Source organism: Rhodococcus sp. DMF-1 (genome assembly GCF_021441945.1).
Classification (GTDB): domain Bacteria; phylum Actinomycetota; class Actinomycetes; order Mycobacteriales; family Mycobacteriaceae; genus Rhodococcus; species Rhodococcus ruber.
Window position 1 is genome coordinate 1,858,043 of the sequence record NZ_CP090442.1, and the last position, 16,778, is coordinate 1,874,820.

14 protein-coding genes are annotated in these 16,778 nt (G+C 70.4%); all 14 read right to left on the reverse strand.

Going from position 1 to position 16,778, the window contains the following annotated elements; translation table 11 throughout:
* Positions 1-225: 225 nt before the first annotated feature.
* The 14 genes from nuoN to LZP97_RS08580 all read right to left on the reverse strand — a co-directional run bounded on the left by nuoN (position 226) and on the right by LZP97_RS08580 (position 16,517).
* On the reverse strand, positions 226-1,797 hold the full coding sequence (gene nuoN / locus LZP97_RS08515; RefSeq protein WP_230831670.1) for an NADH-quinone oxidoreductase subunit NuoN: 1,572 nt from the start codon (positions 1,795-1,797) through the stop codon (positions 226-228).
* 74 nt (positions 1,798-1,871) lie between these two features.
* Entirely contained in the window at positions 1,872-3,503 is a 1,632-nt protein-coding gene (locus LZP97_RS08520; RefSeq protein WP_010595355.1) for an NADH-quinone oxidoreductase subunit M, read from the reverse strand.
* On the reverse strand, positions 3,503-5,557 hold the full coding sequence (nuoL, locus tag LZP97_RS08525; protein WP_048771076.1) for an NADH-quinone oxidoreductase subunit L: 2,055 nt from the start codon (positions 5,555-5,557) through the stop codon (positions 3,503-3,505). The genes LZP97_RS08520 and nuoL overlap by 1 nt, the downstream gene beginning before the upstream one ends.
* A 100-nt stretch (positions 5,558-5,657) precedes the next feature.
* Positions 5,658-5,957 carry an NADH-quinone oxidoreductase subunit NuoK gene (nuoK, locus tag LZP97_RS08530; protein ID WP_003937937.1) on the reverse strand — a complete coding sequence of 100 codons (300 nt, stop codon included), beginning with the start codon at positions 5,955-5,957 and terminating at the stop codon, positions 5,658-5,660.
* Positions 5,954-6,757, reverse strand: a complete 804-nt coding sequence (locus LZP97_RS08535; RefSeq protein WP_043805569.1) for an NADH-quinone oxidoreductase subunit J — start codon at positions 6,755-6,757, stop codon at positions 5,954-5,956. Before LZP97_RS08535 ends, nuoK begins: the two co-directional genes overlap by 4 nt.
* A 33-nt stretch (positions 6,758-6,790) precedes the next feature.
* Positions 6,791-7,396, reverse strand: coding sequence for an NADH-quinone oxidoreductase subunit NuoI (gene nuoI, locus LZP97_RS08540; protein ID WP_010595351.1), 606 nt, complete (start codon positions 7,394-7,396; stop codon positions 6,791-6,793).
* A complete protein-coding gene (gene nuoH, locus LZP97_RS08545) occupies positions 7,389-8,741 on the reverse strand; it encodes an NADH-quinone oxidoreductase subunit NuoH (RefSeq protein ID WP_048771154.1) in 1,353 nt (450 codons plus the stop codon). Before nuoH ends, nuoI begins: the two co-directional genes overlap by 8 nt.
* Positions 8,742-8,784: 43 nt before the next feature.
* On the reverse strand, positions 8,785-11,256 hold the full coding sequence (locus LZP97_RS08550) for an NADH-quinone oxidoreductase subunit G (RefSeq protein WP_010595349.1): 2,472 nt from the start codon (positions 11,254-11,256) through the stop codon (positions 8,785-8,787).
* Entirely contained in the window at positions 11,253-12,578 is a 1,326-nt protein-coding gene (gene nuoF / locus LZP97_RS08555; protein ID WP_010595348.1) for an NADH-quinone oxidoreductase subunit NuoF, read from the reverse strand. The genes LZP97_RS08550 and nuoF overlap by 4 nt, the downstream gene beginning before the upstream one ends.
* A 1-nt stretch (position 12,579) precedes the next feature.
* Entirely contained in the window at positions 12,580-13,452 is an 873-nt protein-coding gene (gene nuoE, locus LZP97_RS08560; RefSeq protein ID WP_010595347.1) for an NADH-quinone oxidoreductase subunit NuoE, read from the reverse strand.
* Positions 13,449-14,762 carry an NADH dehydrogenase (quinone) subunit D gene (gene nuoD / locus LZP97_RS08565; RefSeq protein WP_010595346.1) on the reverse strand — a complete coding sequence of 438 codons (1,314 nt, stop codon included), beginning with the start codon at positions 14,760-14,762 and terminating at the stop codon, positions 13,449-13,451. Before nuoD ends, nuoE begins: the two co-directional genes overlap by 4 nt.
* Positions 14,759-15,517: an NADH-quinone oxidoreductase subunit C gene (locus tag LZP97_RS08570; protein WP_010595345.1), complete on the reverse strand. Its 759-nt coding sequence runs from the start codon at positions 15,515-15,517 to the stop codon at positions 14,759-14,761. Before LZP97_RS08570 ends, nuoD begins: the two co-directional genes overlap by 4 nt.
* A complete protein-coding gene (locus LZP97_RS08575) occupies positions 15,514-16,074 on the reverse strand; it encodes a NuoB/complex I 20 kDa subunit family protein (RefSeq protein ID WP_010595344.1) in 561 nt (186 codons plus the stop codon). Before LZP97_RS08575 ends, LZP97_RS08570 begins: the two co-directional genes overlap by 4 nt.
* Before the next feature lie 83 nt (positions 16,075-16,157).
* Positions 16,158-16,517: an NADH-quinone oxidoreductase subunit A gene (locus tag LZP97_RS08580; protein WP_010595343.1), complete on the reverse strand. Its 360-nt coding sequence runs from the start codon at positions 16,515-16,517 to the stop codon at positions 16,158-16,160.
* Positions 16,518-16,778 lie beyond the last annotated feature (261 nt).

The window sequence follows — 16,778 nt, forward strand, 5'->3', positions numbered from 1 at the left end:
GGTGCCGGCACGGGGACAGGAGTGCACCCCTCCGGGGTCATCGCGACTCGCTCGGACCCGAGGTTGTGGAACGGAGTCCGCGTAGTTCGGTGCGCAGTTCGTCGGCGTGTTCGCGGGCAGCGTCGACTTGGGCGCGGGCGGCGGCGGTTTCGGCGCGGGCGGCCGCGTTCGTGTTCGGCGGCTGCGTCCTCGTCCGCCCGGATCCCCGCGCTCGTCACGGAACCGTCAACCGAGGAACACCGCGACCCGGTCCACCAGCTCGAGCAACGGCTGCGGGAAGACGCCGAGCGCCACGGTCACCACCGCCCCGGCGGCGATCGTGACGGTCGTCAGGGCGCTGGGCGCCACGACCGCGGGGGCGTCGCGGTCCGGTTCATCGAAGAACATCAGCACGATGACGCGCACGTAGAAGTACGCCGCGACGGCGCTGCTGACCACGCCGACGATCACGAGCGGAACGGCGCCGCCGCCCGCCGCCGCCCCGAAGACGGCGAACTTGCTGACGAACCCGCTGGTGAGCGGGATGCCGGCGAACGCGAGCAGGAACAGGGCGAACACCGCGCCGACGAGCGGCGAGCGCCGCCCGAGGCCCGCCCAGCGGGACAGGTGGGTCGCCTCCCCGAGGTCGTCGCGGACCAGGGTCACGACGGCGAACGCACCGAGAGTGCTGAAGCCGTACGCGAACAGGTAGAACATCGTCGACGCCAGCCCGGCCCGGTCGGCGGCGATCAGACCGGTGAGGATGAAACCGGCGTGGGCGACCGACGAGTAGGCCAGCATCCGTTTGACGTCGTTCTGCGTCACGGCCAGCACCGAGCCCGCCACCATCGTCAGGATCGCCACGCCCCACAGCAGGGGACGCCAGTCGTCTCGCAGTCCGGGCAGCGCCACGTAGAACACGCGTAGCATCGCGCCGAACGCCGCGATCTTGGTGGCCGCCGCCATGAAGGCGGTGATCGGCGTGGGGGCCCCCTGATAGACGTCGGGGACCCAGGAATGGAACGGCACCGCGCCGATCTTGAACAGCAGACCCACCGCGAGCATCGCCGCACCGATCACCACCAGCGCGTCGCCGTCCGCGCGGACGGCGACGGCGTCGGCGATACCTGCCAGGCGCACGGTGCCCGCGTAGCCGTACAGCAGCGCCACCCCGAACAGGAAGAAGGCCGAGGAGAAGGCGCCGAGCAGGAAGTACTTCAGGGCCGCTTCCTGGGAGAGCAGGCGCTGCCGACGGGCCAGGCCGCACAGCAGGTACAGCGGCAGCGACAGGACCTCGAGCGCGATGAACATGGTGAGCAGGTCGTTCGACGCCGGGAACAGCAGCATCCCCCCGACGGCGAACAGCACCAGCGGGAACACCTCGGTCTGGGACATCCCCTGCGCGGCGGCCTCGCGCTCGGCGACGCTGCCCGGCACCACGGACGCCTGCGGGGCGAACGCGTCGGCCCCGCCGCGCCCGGTCGCCACCGCCGCGCCCGGCCCCTCCGGCGTGGCACCGCGGGCATTCGGCTCGATGCCGCGTTCGGCGACGAGCAGCACTGCGAGGATCGAGACGAGCAGGATGGTGCCCTGCAGGAACAGGGTGGGTCCGTCGACCGCGACGGCGTCGACCGCGGCGCTGTACCCGGGTGCGGCGCCGGCGGCGAAGTCCAGGCCCGCGGCGAGGACGACGACGGCCACGAACGCGGCGCCGAGACCACCGAGCGCGAGCAGCAGGTGGCTCGCGTACCGGCCGCGGCGGGGAACGAACGCCTCGACGAGCACCGCGGCAACGGCCACCCCGAACACGATCAGCATGGGAGAGAGCGGGCCGTAGCGGAGGTCGGGAGCCGGAATCGCCTGAGCGAGAACGAGGGTTCCGTTCAAGGGAGTCACCTGTGCGTCCCTCCGTGGGTGTCGGTGCCGGTCCCGCCCGCGACGGGCTCGGGCGGGGCGGCGGGCTCCGGATCGGGCCGGTCGACGGTGACCAGGACCTGGTCGACCGCGGGGGTGATCACGTCGAGGGCCGGCTTGGGGTAGACGCCCAGGACGAGGAGCAACGCGATGAGCGGCACCACGACGGCGAGTTCGCGGGGCACCAGGTCGCGCACGTGCTCGTTGCCGCCGGTGACCGGTCCGGTCATCATGCGCTGGTAGAGCCACAACACGTAGATCGCCGACAGGACGAGCGCGAGCACCGCGACCACGGCGGCGACCTGGTAGCGCGGATAGGTGCCGACCAGCACCAGGAATTCGCTGACGAACGGTGCCAGGCCCGGCAGGGACAGGGTCGCCAGTCCCGCGACGAGGAACGTCCCGGCCAGGACGGGGGCGACCTTGCGGACGCCGCCGTACGCGGCGATCGCGCGGGATCCGCGCCGGGAGACGAGGAACCCGGCGATCAGGAACAGCGCGGCGGTGGAGATGCCGTGGTTGACCATGTACAGCGTCGAGCCGGCCTGGCCCTGGCTGGTCATCGCGAAGATGCCGAGGATGATGAACCCGAAGTGCGAGATCGAGGTGTAGGCGATCAGACGCATCACATCCGTCTGACCGATGGCGACCGCCGCGCCGTAGACGATGCCGATCACCGCGAGCGTGACGATCACGGGCGCGAAGTACACCGACGACTCGGGGAACAACTGCAGGCAGTAGCGCAGCATGCCGAACGTGCCGACCTTGTCGACCACGGCCATCATCAGCACCGCCCCGGCGGGGGTGGCCTGCACCGCGGCGCCGGGCAGCCAGGTGTGGAACGGCCACAGCGGCGCCTTCACGGCGAACGCGAACATGAAACCGAGGAACAGGGCGTGGAGCACCACGGTGTCGGCACCGAGACCGCCGTCGGTGACGGCGGCGACGATCTCCCGGAAGTCGAACGTGCCGGCGCCCTGCCGGGCGGTGACCACGTACAGCCCGATCACCGCCGCCAGCATGATCAGCCCACCGAACAGGTTGTAGAGCAGGAACTTCACCGCCGCGCGGGAGCGCCGGCCTCGATCTCCGAGCCGATCCCCGAAGCCCCCGATGAGGAAGTACATCGGGATGAGCATCGCCTCGAAGAAGATGTAGAACAGCAACACGTCGAGCGCGGTGAACGAGACCATCACCATCGCCTCGACCGAGAGCATCAGCGCCATGTACAGGTGTGTGGTTCGCCGCGGCGTGGAGGGGCGGGCGGTGCCGGTGGGCTCGGCCGGTGTCGTGTCGTTCCAACCGGCCAGCATCAGCAGCGGAAGCAGCACCGCGGTGAGCAGCACCAGCACGAGCGCGATGCCGTCCACGCCCAGCGTGTAGCGGGTGCCCAGGGCCGGGATCCACGGGTGCGATTCGACGAACTGGTACTGCTCGCCCGCCGGGTCGAATCCGATCGCCAGCACGCACGCCACCACGAGCACCACGGCCGCGACCGCCAGCGCGGCGCCCTTGGCGAGGCTCCGCATCCGGGCGGGAATCGCCAGGACGACGACGGCGCCGACGAGCGGCACCACCCACAGGGTCGTCAACCAGGGAAAGTTGCCCACTACAGCCTCCCCAGCATCATCGCCGCGACCACGACGGCCGCGCCTACCAACATGGACAAGCCGTAGGACCGCACGAACCCGGTCTGCAGGTGCCGCATCCGGGCGGAGAGGGCGCCGACCGTGGCGGAGATCCCGTCGACCGCCCCGTCGACGGCCTTGTCGTCGACGGTCACCAGGGTCGTGGTCAGGGACCGTCCGGGCCGCATGAACACCGCCTCGTTGACGGCGTCGCCGTAGAGATCCCTGCGGGCGGCGACGGTGAACGCCGACACGTCGGCGGGGGCGGCGTCGGGGATCTCGCGCCGGGCGTACTGCCGGTAGGCCACCGCGACACCGGCGAGCACGACGGCGAGGGTGAGGGCGGTGATCACCCACACCGGGAGCAGGTGTTCGATCTCCGTGGCCCCCACCACCGGTTCGAGCCAGTTCTGCAGCGCCCCGCCAAGAGTGAGGGCGGCACCGGCGCCGACCGAGCCGAGGGCGAGCAGGACCATGGGCGCCGTCATCACGGCGGGCGCCTCGTGGGGGTGGACGTCGGCGGCCCAGCGACGTCTGCCGAAGAAGGTCATCAACATCACCCGCGTCATGTAGAACGCGGTGAGGCCGGCCCCGAGCAGGGCTGCCGTGCCGAGGACGATCCCTTCCGCACCGCCGGCGCCGAACGCCACCTCGATGATCTTGTCCTTGGAGAAGAACCCGGCGAACGGCGGAATGCCGATGATCGCGAGGTAGCCGAGACCGAAGGTGACGAACGTGATCGGCATGACGGTGCGCAGGCCGCCGTAGTGCCGCATGTTCACCTCGTCGTTCATCCCGTGCATCACCGATCCGGCCCCGAGGAACAGGCCGGCCTTGAAGAAGCCGTGGGTGAGCAGGTGCATGATCGCGAAGGCATATCCGGCGGGACCGAGGCCCGCGGCGAGGACCATGTAGCCGATCTGGCTCATGGTCGAGGCGGCGAGTGCCTTCTTGATGTCGTCCTTGGCGCACCCGATGACAGCTCCGAACAGCAGGGTCACCGTGCCCACGATCACCACGGCGAGTTGCGCGGTGGGGGCGAGGTCGAAGAGCACGTCGGACCGGACGATGAGGTAGACGCCCGCGGTGACCATGGTGGCGGCGTGGATCAGTGCCGACACCGGTGTCGGGCCCTCCATCGCGTCACCGAGCCAGGACTGCAGGGGCACCTGGGCGGACTTGCCGCATGCGGCGAGCAGCAGCACGAGGCCGAGTGCGGTGAGCACGCCGTCGCTCGCTCCGTCGGCGCCGGCGAAGACGTCGTCGAACGTCACGGACCCGAACGTCGCGAACATGATCATCATGGCGACGGCCAGACCCATGTCGCCGACACGGTTGACGACGAACGCCTTCTTCGCGGCCGTCGCGGCGGACGGTTTGTACTGCCAGAACCCGATCAGCAGGTACGAGGCGAGACCGACGCCTTCCCAGCCCACGTACAGGCCGAAGTAGTTGTCGGCGAGGACGAGCAGCAACATCGCCGCGAGGAAGAGGTTGAGGTAGGCGAAGAACAACCGGCGTCCGGGAGCGGAGCCTGCGGAGCGACCCGACGCCCCCGCAGCGAAGCCTGCGGAGCGACCCGACGCCCCCGCAGCGGAACCTGCGGAGCGACCCGACGCCCCCGCAGCGGAACCTGCGGAATGACCCGACGCCCCCGCAGCGGAACCTGCGGAGCGACCGGAGGGGTCCGGGCCGTGCGCCATGTACCCGACGGAGTAGATGTGGATGAGCGAGCCGACGCCGGTGATCAGCAGCACGAAGCACATCGACAGCTGGTCGAGCTGGAGACCGAAGTCGATCTGCAGTCCCGCGACCGGCACCCACTCGAAAAGGTCCTGGTTCACGGCGCGGTCGGCGGTGTCGCGGCCGAGCATGTCGACGAAGAGGGCGATGCCGAGCGCGAACGAGGCCAGTGCCGTCGCGCAGCCGAGCAGGTGTCCCCACGTGTCGCTGCGCCGGCCGGTCAGCAGCAGTACGACCGCGCCGAACAGCGGCAGCGCGGGCAGCAGCCAGACCGTCGACGAGATCCCGTTCATGCCGGTCCACCCGTCGGGGCGCCGGTTGTCGTCTCGGGCACGGTCGTCTCGGGCACAGTCTCCTCCTCGTGCGTGGGCGGACGGGTGTCGTCCGGGGGCGTCAGTACTTCAGGAGGTTGGCGTCGTCGACGGAAACCGAACGGCGGGAACGGAAGATGGTCATGATGATCGCGAGGCCGACGACGACCTCGGCGGCGGCGACGACCATCGTGAAGAACGCGATGACCTGGCCGTCGAGATTGCCGTGCATACGCGCGAACGTGACGAACGCCAGGTTCGCGGCGTTGAGCATCAACTCGATGCACATGAACACGACGATCGCGTTGCGGCGCAGCAGGACGCCGGCCGCGCCGATGGTGAACAACAGGGCGGACAGGTACAGGTAGTTCTCGGGGTTCACCGCGATTCCTCCTCACCCGACGACCCGCCGCGCGGTGCGTCGCTCTCGCGCGGTCCGGCGTCGTCGACGGTCACGGCGCGCTGCCGGAGCACTTCGCTGACCGACAGGTCCGAGTACGACCCGTCGGGCAGCCGGGCCGGCACGTCGACGGCGTTGTGCCGGGCATAGACGCCGGGACTCGGCAGCGGGGTGGCGCGACCACCGGCGCGGAAGCGTTCCTGCGACAGTTCCCGCTGGGTCTTGCGCAGCCCGAATCGTTCCCGGTGAGCGAGGACCATGGCGCCGATCGTGGCCGTGATCAGCAGGGCGCCGGTGAGTTCGAACGCCCAGACGTACCGCACGAAGATCAGCTCGGCCAGGCCGGTGATGTTGCCGGCGGCGTTCGCTGCGTCGAGGCCGGCGAACTCGGAGACGGCGGCGTTGCCGAGACCGCCGACGAGCAGCAGGCCGAATCCGAGGCCGGCCGCGATCGCGGCGACCCGCTGGCCGCGCAGCGTCTCGACGAGCGAGTCGGAGGAGTCGACGCCGACGAGCATGACCACGAACAGGAACAGCATCATCACCGCCCCCGTGTAGACCACGATCTGCACGATTCCGAGGAACAGCGCATCCTGGGCGATGTAGAACACCGCGAGGATGATCATGGTGACCGCGAGGAACATCGCCGAATAGACGGCCTTGGACGCGGCGACGACGCCGAGTGCGCCGAGCACCGCGAGCGTTCCGAGGATCCAGAACAGCACGGCCTCGCCGGTGGAGGTGCGGGTGACGGCTTCGGCCGTCAGCAGGGCCGGCGTCATCGGGTCCATCGAGACCACTCCCCTCTCCGCCGGTCACGCCACATCGCGACCGCCTCGCGGCTGCGTCGGTTCCCGGTCGGGTGCGACGGTGTCCTCCCCCTGCCCGGCAGCGGCCGTGGTGGTGCCGGGCGCGGCCTCGGTCACCGCACCGAGGTAGTAGTCCTCGTCGGTCGTGCCCGGGTACATGTCGTGGGGTGGTGCCACCATGCCGGGCCCGAGCGGGGCGAGCAGCCTGGTCTTGTCGTAGATCAGGTCGGTCCGGTTGTCGTCGGCCATCTCGTACTCGTTGGTCATGGTCAACGCCCGCGTCGGGCAGGCCTCGATGCACAGACCGCATCCGATGCAGCGCAGGTAGTTGATCTGGTAGACGCGTCCGTAGCGCTCACCGGGCGAGTATCGCCCGTCGTCGGTGTTGTCCGCGCCCTCGACGTAGATGGCGTCGGCGGGGCACGCCCAGGCACACAGCTCGCACCCGATGCACTTCTCGAGCCCGTCGGGGTGGCGGTTGAGCTGGTGGCGGCCGTGGTAGCGCGGTGCGGTCGGTTCCTTCTGCTCGGGGTAGCGCTCGGTCTGGGCCTTGTCGAACATCGCCCGGAAGGTGACGCCGAATCCCGCTATGGGATCGAGGAAGTCAGGCATCGCGATTCTCCTCGGTGGTCGGATCGCCACGGCGCCCGCTCTCGGCGGCTGCGGTGACGGGGGTGCGCCGACGCCGCGGTGGCAGCGTCTGGCCGGGTAACGGCGGGACGGGGAAGCCGCCGGCCATCGGGTCGAACGGCTGCTCGGTTTCGGCAGTGACCGCCGGGCCGCCGGGGGTGCCGGTGGGCCGGAGGCGACCGGAGCTCATGCGGTTCCACAGCAGCGACGGCACTGCCAGGGCGACGACCACGCCGGTCGCGGCGAGAACGATCTGCCACCGGTCCAGGCCCTCCGTGCGCAGGACGCGGATCACGGCGACGACCATGATCCAGCCGAGCGCCACCGGGATGAGCACCTTCCAGCCCAGATTCATGAACTGGTCGTAGCGCAGCCGCGGCAGCGTGCCGCGCAGCCATACGAACAGGAACAAAAATCCCCACACCTTGAGGACGAACCACAGCAGCGGCACCCAGCCGGAGTTCGCGCCCTCCCACATGTTCAGCGGCCACGGTGCGCGCCAGCCGCCGAGGAAGAGGGTGGTGGCCAGCGCCGAGACCGTCACCATGTTGACGTACTCGGCGAGCATGAACATCGCGAACTTCAGCGACGAGTACTCCGTGTGGAAGCCGCCGACGAGTTCGCCCTCGGCCTCGGGCAGGTCGAACGGTGCCCGGTTCGTCTCGCCGACCATGGACGTGACGTAGATGAGGAACGAGGGCAGGAGCAGGAAGACGTACCAGGTGCCGTCCTGGGCGGCGACGATGCCGGAGGTGGACAGCGTGCCCGACAGCAGGAAGACGGCCGCGAACGAGAGCGCCATGGCGATCTCGTACGAGATCACCTGCGCCGTCGAGCGCAGACCGCCCAGCAGCGGATAGGTGGACCCGGATGCCCAGCCGGCGAGCACGATGCCGTAGACGCCGATGGACGTCGCAGCGAGGATGTACAGCACGGCCACCGGAAGGTCGGTCAGTTGCAGCGGGGTGCGCTGGCCGAACACGGAGACCACCGGTCCGAGCGGGATGACGGCGAACGCCATGAACGCCGGCACCGTCGCGATGATCGGCGCGAGGACGTAGATGGGTTTGTCCACGCCCGCGGGAACGATGCCCTCCTTCAGGGCGAGTTTGACGCCGTCGGCGAGGCTCTGCAGCAACCCCCGCGGGCCCACCCGATTCGGCCCGACGCGCATCTGCATGCGCGCCAATATCTTTCGTTCCACGAGGATGGCGACGAGCACCGTCAACACCAGGAAGACGAAGACGGCCACCGCCTTGCCGACGACCAGCCACCACGGATCCTGACCGAACGCGGCCGGATCGGGGTACCCGGACTGCGCCGACAGGACCCCCGGCCCCGGTACCGTCGCAGCGCCGAACAGCGTGACGTCACTCATCGGCCACCCCCTGCGACGAGCGCTCCGCCCGGCCGATCCGGACGATGTCGCCCACGGACGCGGCCAGCTGCCGATGCACCGCGGACCCCGGCGAGTTGAGGGGCAGCCACACGACCCGGTCCGGCATGTCGGTGACCACCAGCGGCAGCGTGACCGAGCCGCGGTCCGTCGCGACGGTCACCGGGTCCCCGTCGTCCGCCGAGATCTCGGCGGCGGTGGCGACGGACAGGCGCGCGACCGGCCGCCGGGCGGTCCCGGCGAGATGCGGTTCACCGTCCTGCATCCGTCCGCGGTCGAGAAGCATCCGCCATCCGGCGAGCACCGCCTCACCGGTGCCGGGCGCCGGCGTGCCGCGCGGCGCGACGTCCGGTGGCCCGGCGGCTTCGCCGTCCCAGGACCCCAGCGCGACGAGCTCGTCGACGGTGGCCGCGGCGTCGGCGAGCCCGAGGCGGACCCCCATCTCGTCGGCGATCGCGCCGAGCACCCGCTGATCGGGCAGGGCGCCGGTATTGCGCAGTGCGGCGGCGAAGGGGCGCTCCCGGCCCTCCCAATCGAGGAACGTTCCGGGTTTCTCCACGGCGGGGGCGACGGGGAAGACGACGTCGGCTCGGTCGGTGAGCGCGCTGCGCCGCAGTTCGAGGCTGACGACGAAGCCGGCGGCGTCGACCGCGGCGACGGCGGCGTGCGGATCCGGCAGATCGTCGACGTCGACCCCGCCGATCACCAGGGCCCCGAGGGTGCCGGTTGCAGCGCCGGCGAGGATCTGTCCGGTGTCCCGGCCGACGGAGGACGGCAGGTCCGGCACGCCCCATGCGGCGGCAACCTGGCGCCGGGCCTCGGCGTCGGTGACCGGGCGGGCACCGGGCAGAAGTCCCGGCAGGGCCCCGGCCTCGAGCGCACCGCGTTCCCCGGCCCGTCGCGGGATCCACGCGAGCCGCGCGCCGGTGTGGTCGGCGAGCCGGCCGGCGGCCGTCAAGGCGCCCGGGATTGCCGCCGTCCGCTCCCCCACCAGGACGACCGCCCCGGGTCGGGTCAGGAGTTCGGCCGTCTCGGTGACATCGCGGTCGCCGGGTCGGGCGCCGAGGCGGAGCGTGTCGAGCAGGTCCGGCTCGGTGCCGGGGACGGCCCGCAGGAGCCGTCCGCGCAGTTTCGTCAGGCCGCGGCTCGCGAACGGTGCGATCGCGGACACCGCCAGTCCTCCCTTGCGGACCGCTCTGCGCAGTCTCAGGAACACGATCGGCGACTCGTCTTCGGGTTCGAATCCGACGAGCAGGACGGCGGGGGCGTTGTCGAGGTCGTCGTACGTCACGGCTCCGGCGCCGGGCCAGCGCCCGGCGACGCGGGCGGCGAGGAACTGTGCCTCCTCCGCGGAATGCGGCCGCGACCGGAAATCGATGTCGTTGGTGTCGAGGCCGAGCCGGGCGAACTTGCTGTAGGCGTACGCGTCCTCGACGGTGACGCGGCCGCCGACGAGCACCCCGGTACGGCCGCGCGCGGCGGTCAGGCCACGGGCGGCGACGCGCAGGGCGTCACGCCACGAGGCGGGCGTGAGCGTGCCGTCGTCGCCCCGCACCAGCGGGGTGGTGAGACGGTCGGGCTGGGTGGCGTAGGTGAAGGCCCATCGGCCCTTGTCGCAGTTCCACTCCTCGTTGACCTGCGGGTCGTCGCCGGCCAGCCGGCGCAGCACCGTGCCGCGCCGGTGGTCGGTGCGTTGGGCGCAGCCGCTGGCGCAGTGTTCGCACACGCTCGGGCTCGACACGAGGTCGAAGGGCCGGGCGCGGAACCGGTAGGCCGCTCCGGTGAGTGCGCCGACCGGGCAGATCTGCACGGTGTTGCCGGAGAAGTACGACTCGAACGGTTCCTTCTCGTAGATGCCGACCTGCTGCAGGGCACCCCGTTCCATCAGTTCGATGAAGGGGTCGCCGGCGATCTGCTGGGAGAACCGCGTGCACCGGGCGCAGAGTACGCATCGCTCGCGGTCCAGGAGGATCTGCGCGGAGAGCGAGATCGGTTTGGGGAACGTGCGTTTGGTCTCGGTGAACCGGGACTCGGCACGCCCGTTCGACATGGCCTGGTTCTGCAGGGGGCATTCGCCGCCCTTGTCGCAGACCGGGCAGTCCAGCGGATGGTTGATCAGCAGCAGCTCCATCACGCCCTTCTGCGCCTTGTCCGCCACCGGGGAGGTCAGCTGCGTGTGCACGACCATGCCGTCCGTGACCGGGGTCGTGCAGGAGGCGACGGGTTTGCGTTGGCCTTCCACGTCGACGAGGCACTGGCGGCAGGCACCGACGGGTTCGAGCAGCGGGTGGTCGCAGAAGCGGGGAATCTGGACGCCGAGCAGTTCCGCGGCGCGGATGACGAGGGTGCCTTTCGGGACGCCGATCTCGACGCCGTCGACGACGACGGTGACCAGGTCCGGTGCGGGCGGCAGGCCGGTGGTGTCGCGGTTGGTGTGGACGCTCATCGGGCACCTCCGTCGTGCGGTCGGTTCGCGCCGGCCCCGGCCATGACGGTGGACAGGTGCGGGTCGAACGGGCAGCCGCCCTGCTCGAAGTGCGCCAGGTACTCGTCGCGGAAGTACCGGATCGAGGAGGTGACGGGGCTGGTCGCCCCGTCGCCGAGTGCGCAGAACGACCTGCCGAGGATGTTGTCGGAGAGGTCGAGCAGGGTGTCCAGGTCCGTTGCGGTTCCGTCGCCGCGCTCGAGCCGTCGCAGGATCTGCACGAGCCAGTAGGTGCCTTCGCGGCAGGGGGTGCACTTGCCGCAGGACTCGTGCGCGTAGAACTCGCTCCAGCGCAGCACCGCGCGCACTACGCAGGTGGTGTCGTCGAAGATCTGCAGTGCCTTGGTGCCCAGCATGGATCCGGCGGCGGCGACACCCTCGTAGTCGAGGGGGACGTCGAGGTGCTCGTCGGTGAACAGCGGCGTCGACGAGCCGCCGGGGGTCCAGAACTTCAGCCGGTGCCCGGCCCGGACACCGCCCGCGTAGTCGAGCAGCTCCCGCAGGGTGATGCCCAGGGGCGCCTCGTACTGGCCGGGGGTCGCCACGTGACCGGACAGGGAGTAGAGCGTGAAGCCCGGGGACTTCTCGGTTCCCATGGAGCGGAACCATTCGATCCCGTGGTGCAGGATCGACGGCACGCTCGCGATCGACTCGACGTTGTTGACGACGGTCGGGCGTGCGTACAGCCCCGCGACGGCGGGGAACGGGGGTCGGAGGCGGGGTTGGCCGCGCCGGCCCTCGAGGGAGTCCAGGAGCGCGGTCTCCTCCCCGCAGATGTAGGCCCCGGCGCCGGCGTGGACGACGAGGTCGAGGTCGTAGCCGCTGCCGAGGATGTCGCGGCCGAGGAAGCCGGCGGCGTAGGCCTCGGCGACGGCGGCCTGCAGCCGGCGCAGCACCGGCACCACCTCGCCGCGGACGTAGACGAAGGCGTGCGCGGCGCGGATGGCGTATGCGGCGATGACCGCACCCTCCACGAGGGCGTGCGGGGTGGCCAGCAGCAGGGGCATGTCCTTGCAGGTGCCCGGTTCGGATTCGTCGGCGTTGACCACCAGGTAGTGGGGTTTGCCGTCGCCCTGGGGGATGAAACTCCACTTGACCCCGGTGGCGAACCCGGCGCCGCCGCGGCCGCGCAGCCCCGCCTCCTTGACGGTGCCGATCACCTCGTCGGGGTGCATGCGCAGCGCCGTGCGCAGGCCCTCGTAGCCGTCGTGGCGGAGGTAGGTGTCGAGGGTCCAGGATTCGGGTTCGTCCCAGTAGCGGCTCAGGACAGGGGTCAGCGTCACGTCAGCCTCCCTCGGATCGGGGACCGGCGGCCGGGTCCGGGCCGGAGGGGTGGTCCGGTTCCGGCGCCCGCATGCCCCGTTCCCGGGCGATGCGCAGACCGGCGAGCGATGCCGCTCCTGCGCTGCCGCCCGCCGCCACGGCGCCGGGCCGCTCGTCCGGAAACCCGGCGAGGATGCGGGCGGTCTGCCGGAAGGTGCACAGCGGCGCGCCCCGGGTGGGGGTGACGGGCCGGCCGGCGCGCAGGTCGTCGACGAGCGCACGCGCCGAGTCCGGGGTCTGGTGGTCGAAGAACTCCCAGTTGACCATCACGACGGGCGCGAAGTCGCAGGCCGCGTTGCACTCGAGGCGTTCGAGGGTGACGGAGCCGGCGCTCTCGCCGCGCGAGTCCGGCGTGGTGTCCGAGCCCGGGTCCGAGGCGGTGCCGGCCGCGGGACGCTGCCCGAGGTGGTGTTCCAGCGCTTCGAGGATCTCGTCGCCGCCCATGATCGCGCACAGGGTGTTGGTGCAGACACCGACGAGGTAGTCGCCGGTGGGTTCGCGCCGGTACATGGAGTAGAACGTGGCGACCGCCCCGACCTCGGCTCCGGTCAGTCCGAGCCGGCCGGCGCAGAACTCGACACCCGCGGGGGTGAGGTAGCCGTCCTCGGACTGCACCAGGTGCAGCAGCGGCAGCAGGGCCGAGCGCGGCTGGGGATAGCGACCGACGATCTCGTCGGCGTCGGCCTCGAGGCGGGCACGGACGTCCGGGGGGTAGTGTTCGCGGGCGCCGGGCCGCGCCAGCCGGGACGGTTCGTCGGGGCGGACGCCGAACGGGATGAGCACCGGCCCCGTGGCCGGGTCCGGGTCGATCGCTACTCGCGGTTGCTGCGTCACCGGTCCACTCCCCCCATCACGGGATCGATGCTGGCGACCGCGGCGATGACGTCGGCGACCATGCCGCCCTCGCACATCGCGGACACCGCTTGCAGGTTCGTGAAGGACGGATCCCGGAAGTGCACCCGGTAGGGCCGGGTGCCGCCGTCGCTGACCATGTGCACCCCCAGTTCCCCGCGGGGGGATTCGACGGCGGTGTACACCTGGCCGGGTGGGACGCGGAAGCCCTCGGTGACGAGCTTGAAATGGTGGATCAGGCCCTCCATCGAGTTGCCCATGATCTTGCGGATGTGCTCCGGGGAGTTGCCGAGACCGTCCGCGGCGAGCGACAGGTCGGCCGGCCACGCGATCTTCTTGTCCTCCACCATCACCGGACCGGGACGCAGCCGGTCGAGGCACTGTTCGACGATCTTGATCGACTCCTTCATCTCGTCGATCCGGATCAGGTAGCGGCCGTAGGCGTCGCAGCCGGTGTCGGTGCACACCTCGAACTCGTAGGTGTCGTAGCCGCAGTACGGTTGTGCCTTGCGCAGGTCGTGCGGCAGGCCGGTCGAGCGCAGCACGGGTCCGGTGATGCCGAGGGCCATGCACCCGGTCAGGTCGAGGTAGCCGATCCCCTGGGTGCGGGCCTTCCAGATGTGGTTCTCGTTGAGCAGGTTCTCCATGTCCCGCAGTCGCCGCGGCAGCAGCGCGAGCAGGTCGCGGATCTTCTCGACCGCGCCGTCCGGCAGGTCCTGCGCGAGTCCGCCGGGCCGGATGTAGGCGTGGTTCATGCGCAGACCGGTGATGGTCTCGAACACGTCGAGGATCAGTTCGCGCTCGCGGAAACCGAGGAACATGGCGGTCATCGCACCGAGTTCCATGCCGCCGGTGGCGAGGGCGACCAGGTGCGAGGAGATCCGGTTGAGTTCCATGAGCAGCACCCGCACGACGGTGGCTCGTTCGGGGATCGCCTCGGTGATGTCGAGCAGCTGCTCGACGCCGAGACAGTAGGCGGTCTCGTTGAAGAACGGGGACAGGTAGTCCATCCGGGTGACGAACGTGACGCCCTGGGTCCAGGTGCGGTATTCGAGGTTCTTCTCGATGCCGGTGTGCAGGTAGCCGATTCCGCAGCGCGCCTCGGTGACGGTCTCGCCTTCGATCTCGAGCACGAGCCGCAACACTCCGTGGGTCGACGGATGCTGCGGTCCCATGTTGACCACGATGCGTTCGTCGCCGCGGTCGGCGGCCGCGGCGCGGGCGGCCTCGACGATGCTGTCCCAGTCCTCGCCGACGACGGTGTGGACCGGTCCTTCGGTCAGGTCGGTCATGTGTACGCCCTCCGCTCGTCGGGCGGCGGGATCTCCGCTCCGTGGTACTCGACGGGGATGCCGCCGAGCGGATAGTCCTTGCGCTGAGGATGCCCCGACCAGTCGTCGGGCATCTCGATGCGGGTCAGCGACGGGTGCCCGTCGAACACGATCCCGAAGAAGTCGTAGGTCTCGCGCTCGTGCCAGTCGTTGGTCGGATACACCTCGTACAGCGACGGGATGTGGGGATCGGCATCCGGGGCCGACACCTCGAGCCGGATGCGGCGGTTGTGGGTGATCGACATCAGCGGGTACACGGCGTGCAGTTCGCGGCCGGTGTCCTGCGGGTAGTGCACCCCGTCGACGCCGAGGCACAGTTCGAAGCGCAGGTCCGGGTCGTCGCGCAGGCGCCGGGCCACCTCGGGGAGGTGCTCCCGCCGGACGTGGAAGGTCAGCTCACCGCGGTGGACGACGACCTTCTCGATCGCGTCCTCGAACTCCGTCCCCGATGCGGCGACGGCGTCGCGCAGGGCGTCGGCGACGTCGTCGAAGTAGCCGCCGTACGGGCGCGGGGTGCCGGCGGGCAGGGTCACCGGGCATACGAGCCGCCCGTAGCCGGAGGTGTCACCGCTGCCGCGCACGCCGAACATGCCCTGACGGACGCCGATCACCTCGGCGTCACCGGCGGGCTGCGCCGGCAGCGTTCCCTCGGGTCCGGTGGTGGCGGCCCGGTCCACCGGCAGCGAGGACCGTTCGTTGTCCGAGGGAGGGGTCATCGGGCCGCCCCCCGGGGAGTGGGCAGCACGGGCCGGCCGGCAGCCAGGGCCGCCTCCTCGGCGGCCTGCACGGCCTTCTCCCGGTCCACGCCGAGCGGCATCTGCTGGATCTTCTCGTGCAGCATCAGGACGGCGTGCAGCAGCATCTCCGGTCGGGGCGGGCAGCCGGGGAGGTAGATGTCGACCGGGACGATGTGGTCGACGCCCTGCACGATGGCGTAGTTGTTGAACATGCCGCCCGAGGAGGCGCACACCCCCATGGCCAGCACCCATTTCGGTTCGACCATCTGGTCGTAGACCTGCCGCAGCACCGGGGCCATCTTCTGGCTGACCCGGCCGGCGACGATCATGAGGTCGGCTTGTCGCGGCGAGGCCCGGAACGCCTCCATCCCGAACCGTGCGATGTCGAACCGCGGCGACACGGTGGTCATCATCTCGATCGCGCAGCACGCGAGCCCGAAGGTCGCGGGCCACAGCGAACCCTTGCGTGCGAAACCGGCGAAGCTCTCCACCGTGCTCAGCAGAAAGCCGCTCGGCAACTTCTCCTCGAGACCCATGTCCGACTCTTATCACTTTCGGTCGGTGTTCGAATCCATTACGGCACAATCCCATTCCCTGTCGCACCCAATACCTGCCGCGGTCAGTCCCAGCCGAGACCACCCCGCCGCCACTCGTAGACGTAGGCCACTGCGACGTTGAACACGAACAGCGCCATCGCGGCCAGCCCGAAGACCCCCAGGGCGTCGAGGTGGACGGCCCACGGGTAGAGGAACACGATCTCGATGTCGAAGATGATGAACAGCATGGCCGTCAGGTAGTACTTCACCGGGAACCTGCCGCCGCCCGGCGGCTGCGGGGTCGGGTCGATCCCGCATTCGTAGGCTTCGAGCTTGGCCCGGTTGTAGCGGCTCGGGCCGATCACCGAGGACACGACGACGGAGAACACGGCGAACGCGACCGCGATCCCGCCGAGCACGAGGATGGGGATGTAGACGTTCACGGCGCCTGGCTCCTCTCCGTGCGAGCCGGCCACCCGCGCCGACTCCGTTGCCCTTGCCGACCTCTCGGCCGCTGGGGCCGAACGATCACGAGGCGGTGTCGGTGCCGTGGGTCACTTCAACCGCATCATTGTGATGTACGGCTCAGCCTACCGGCGGGGTGTCTCCCCGAGGCGGATACCACGCGGCGCGATTTCTCCGTTTCGCCCGACCGTTCGCGGACCGGCCCACTCGCGCGGCCCGCCGGGGCGGGCGTCCCGCGG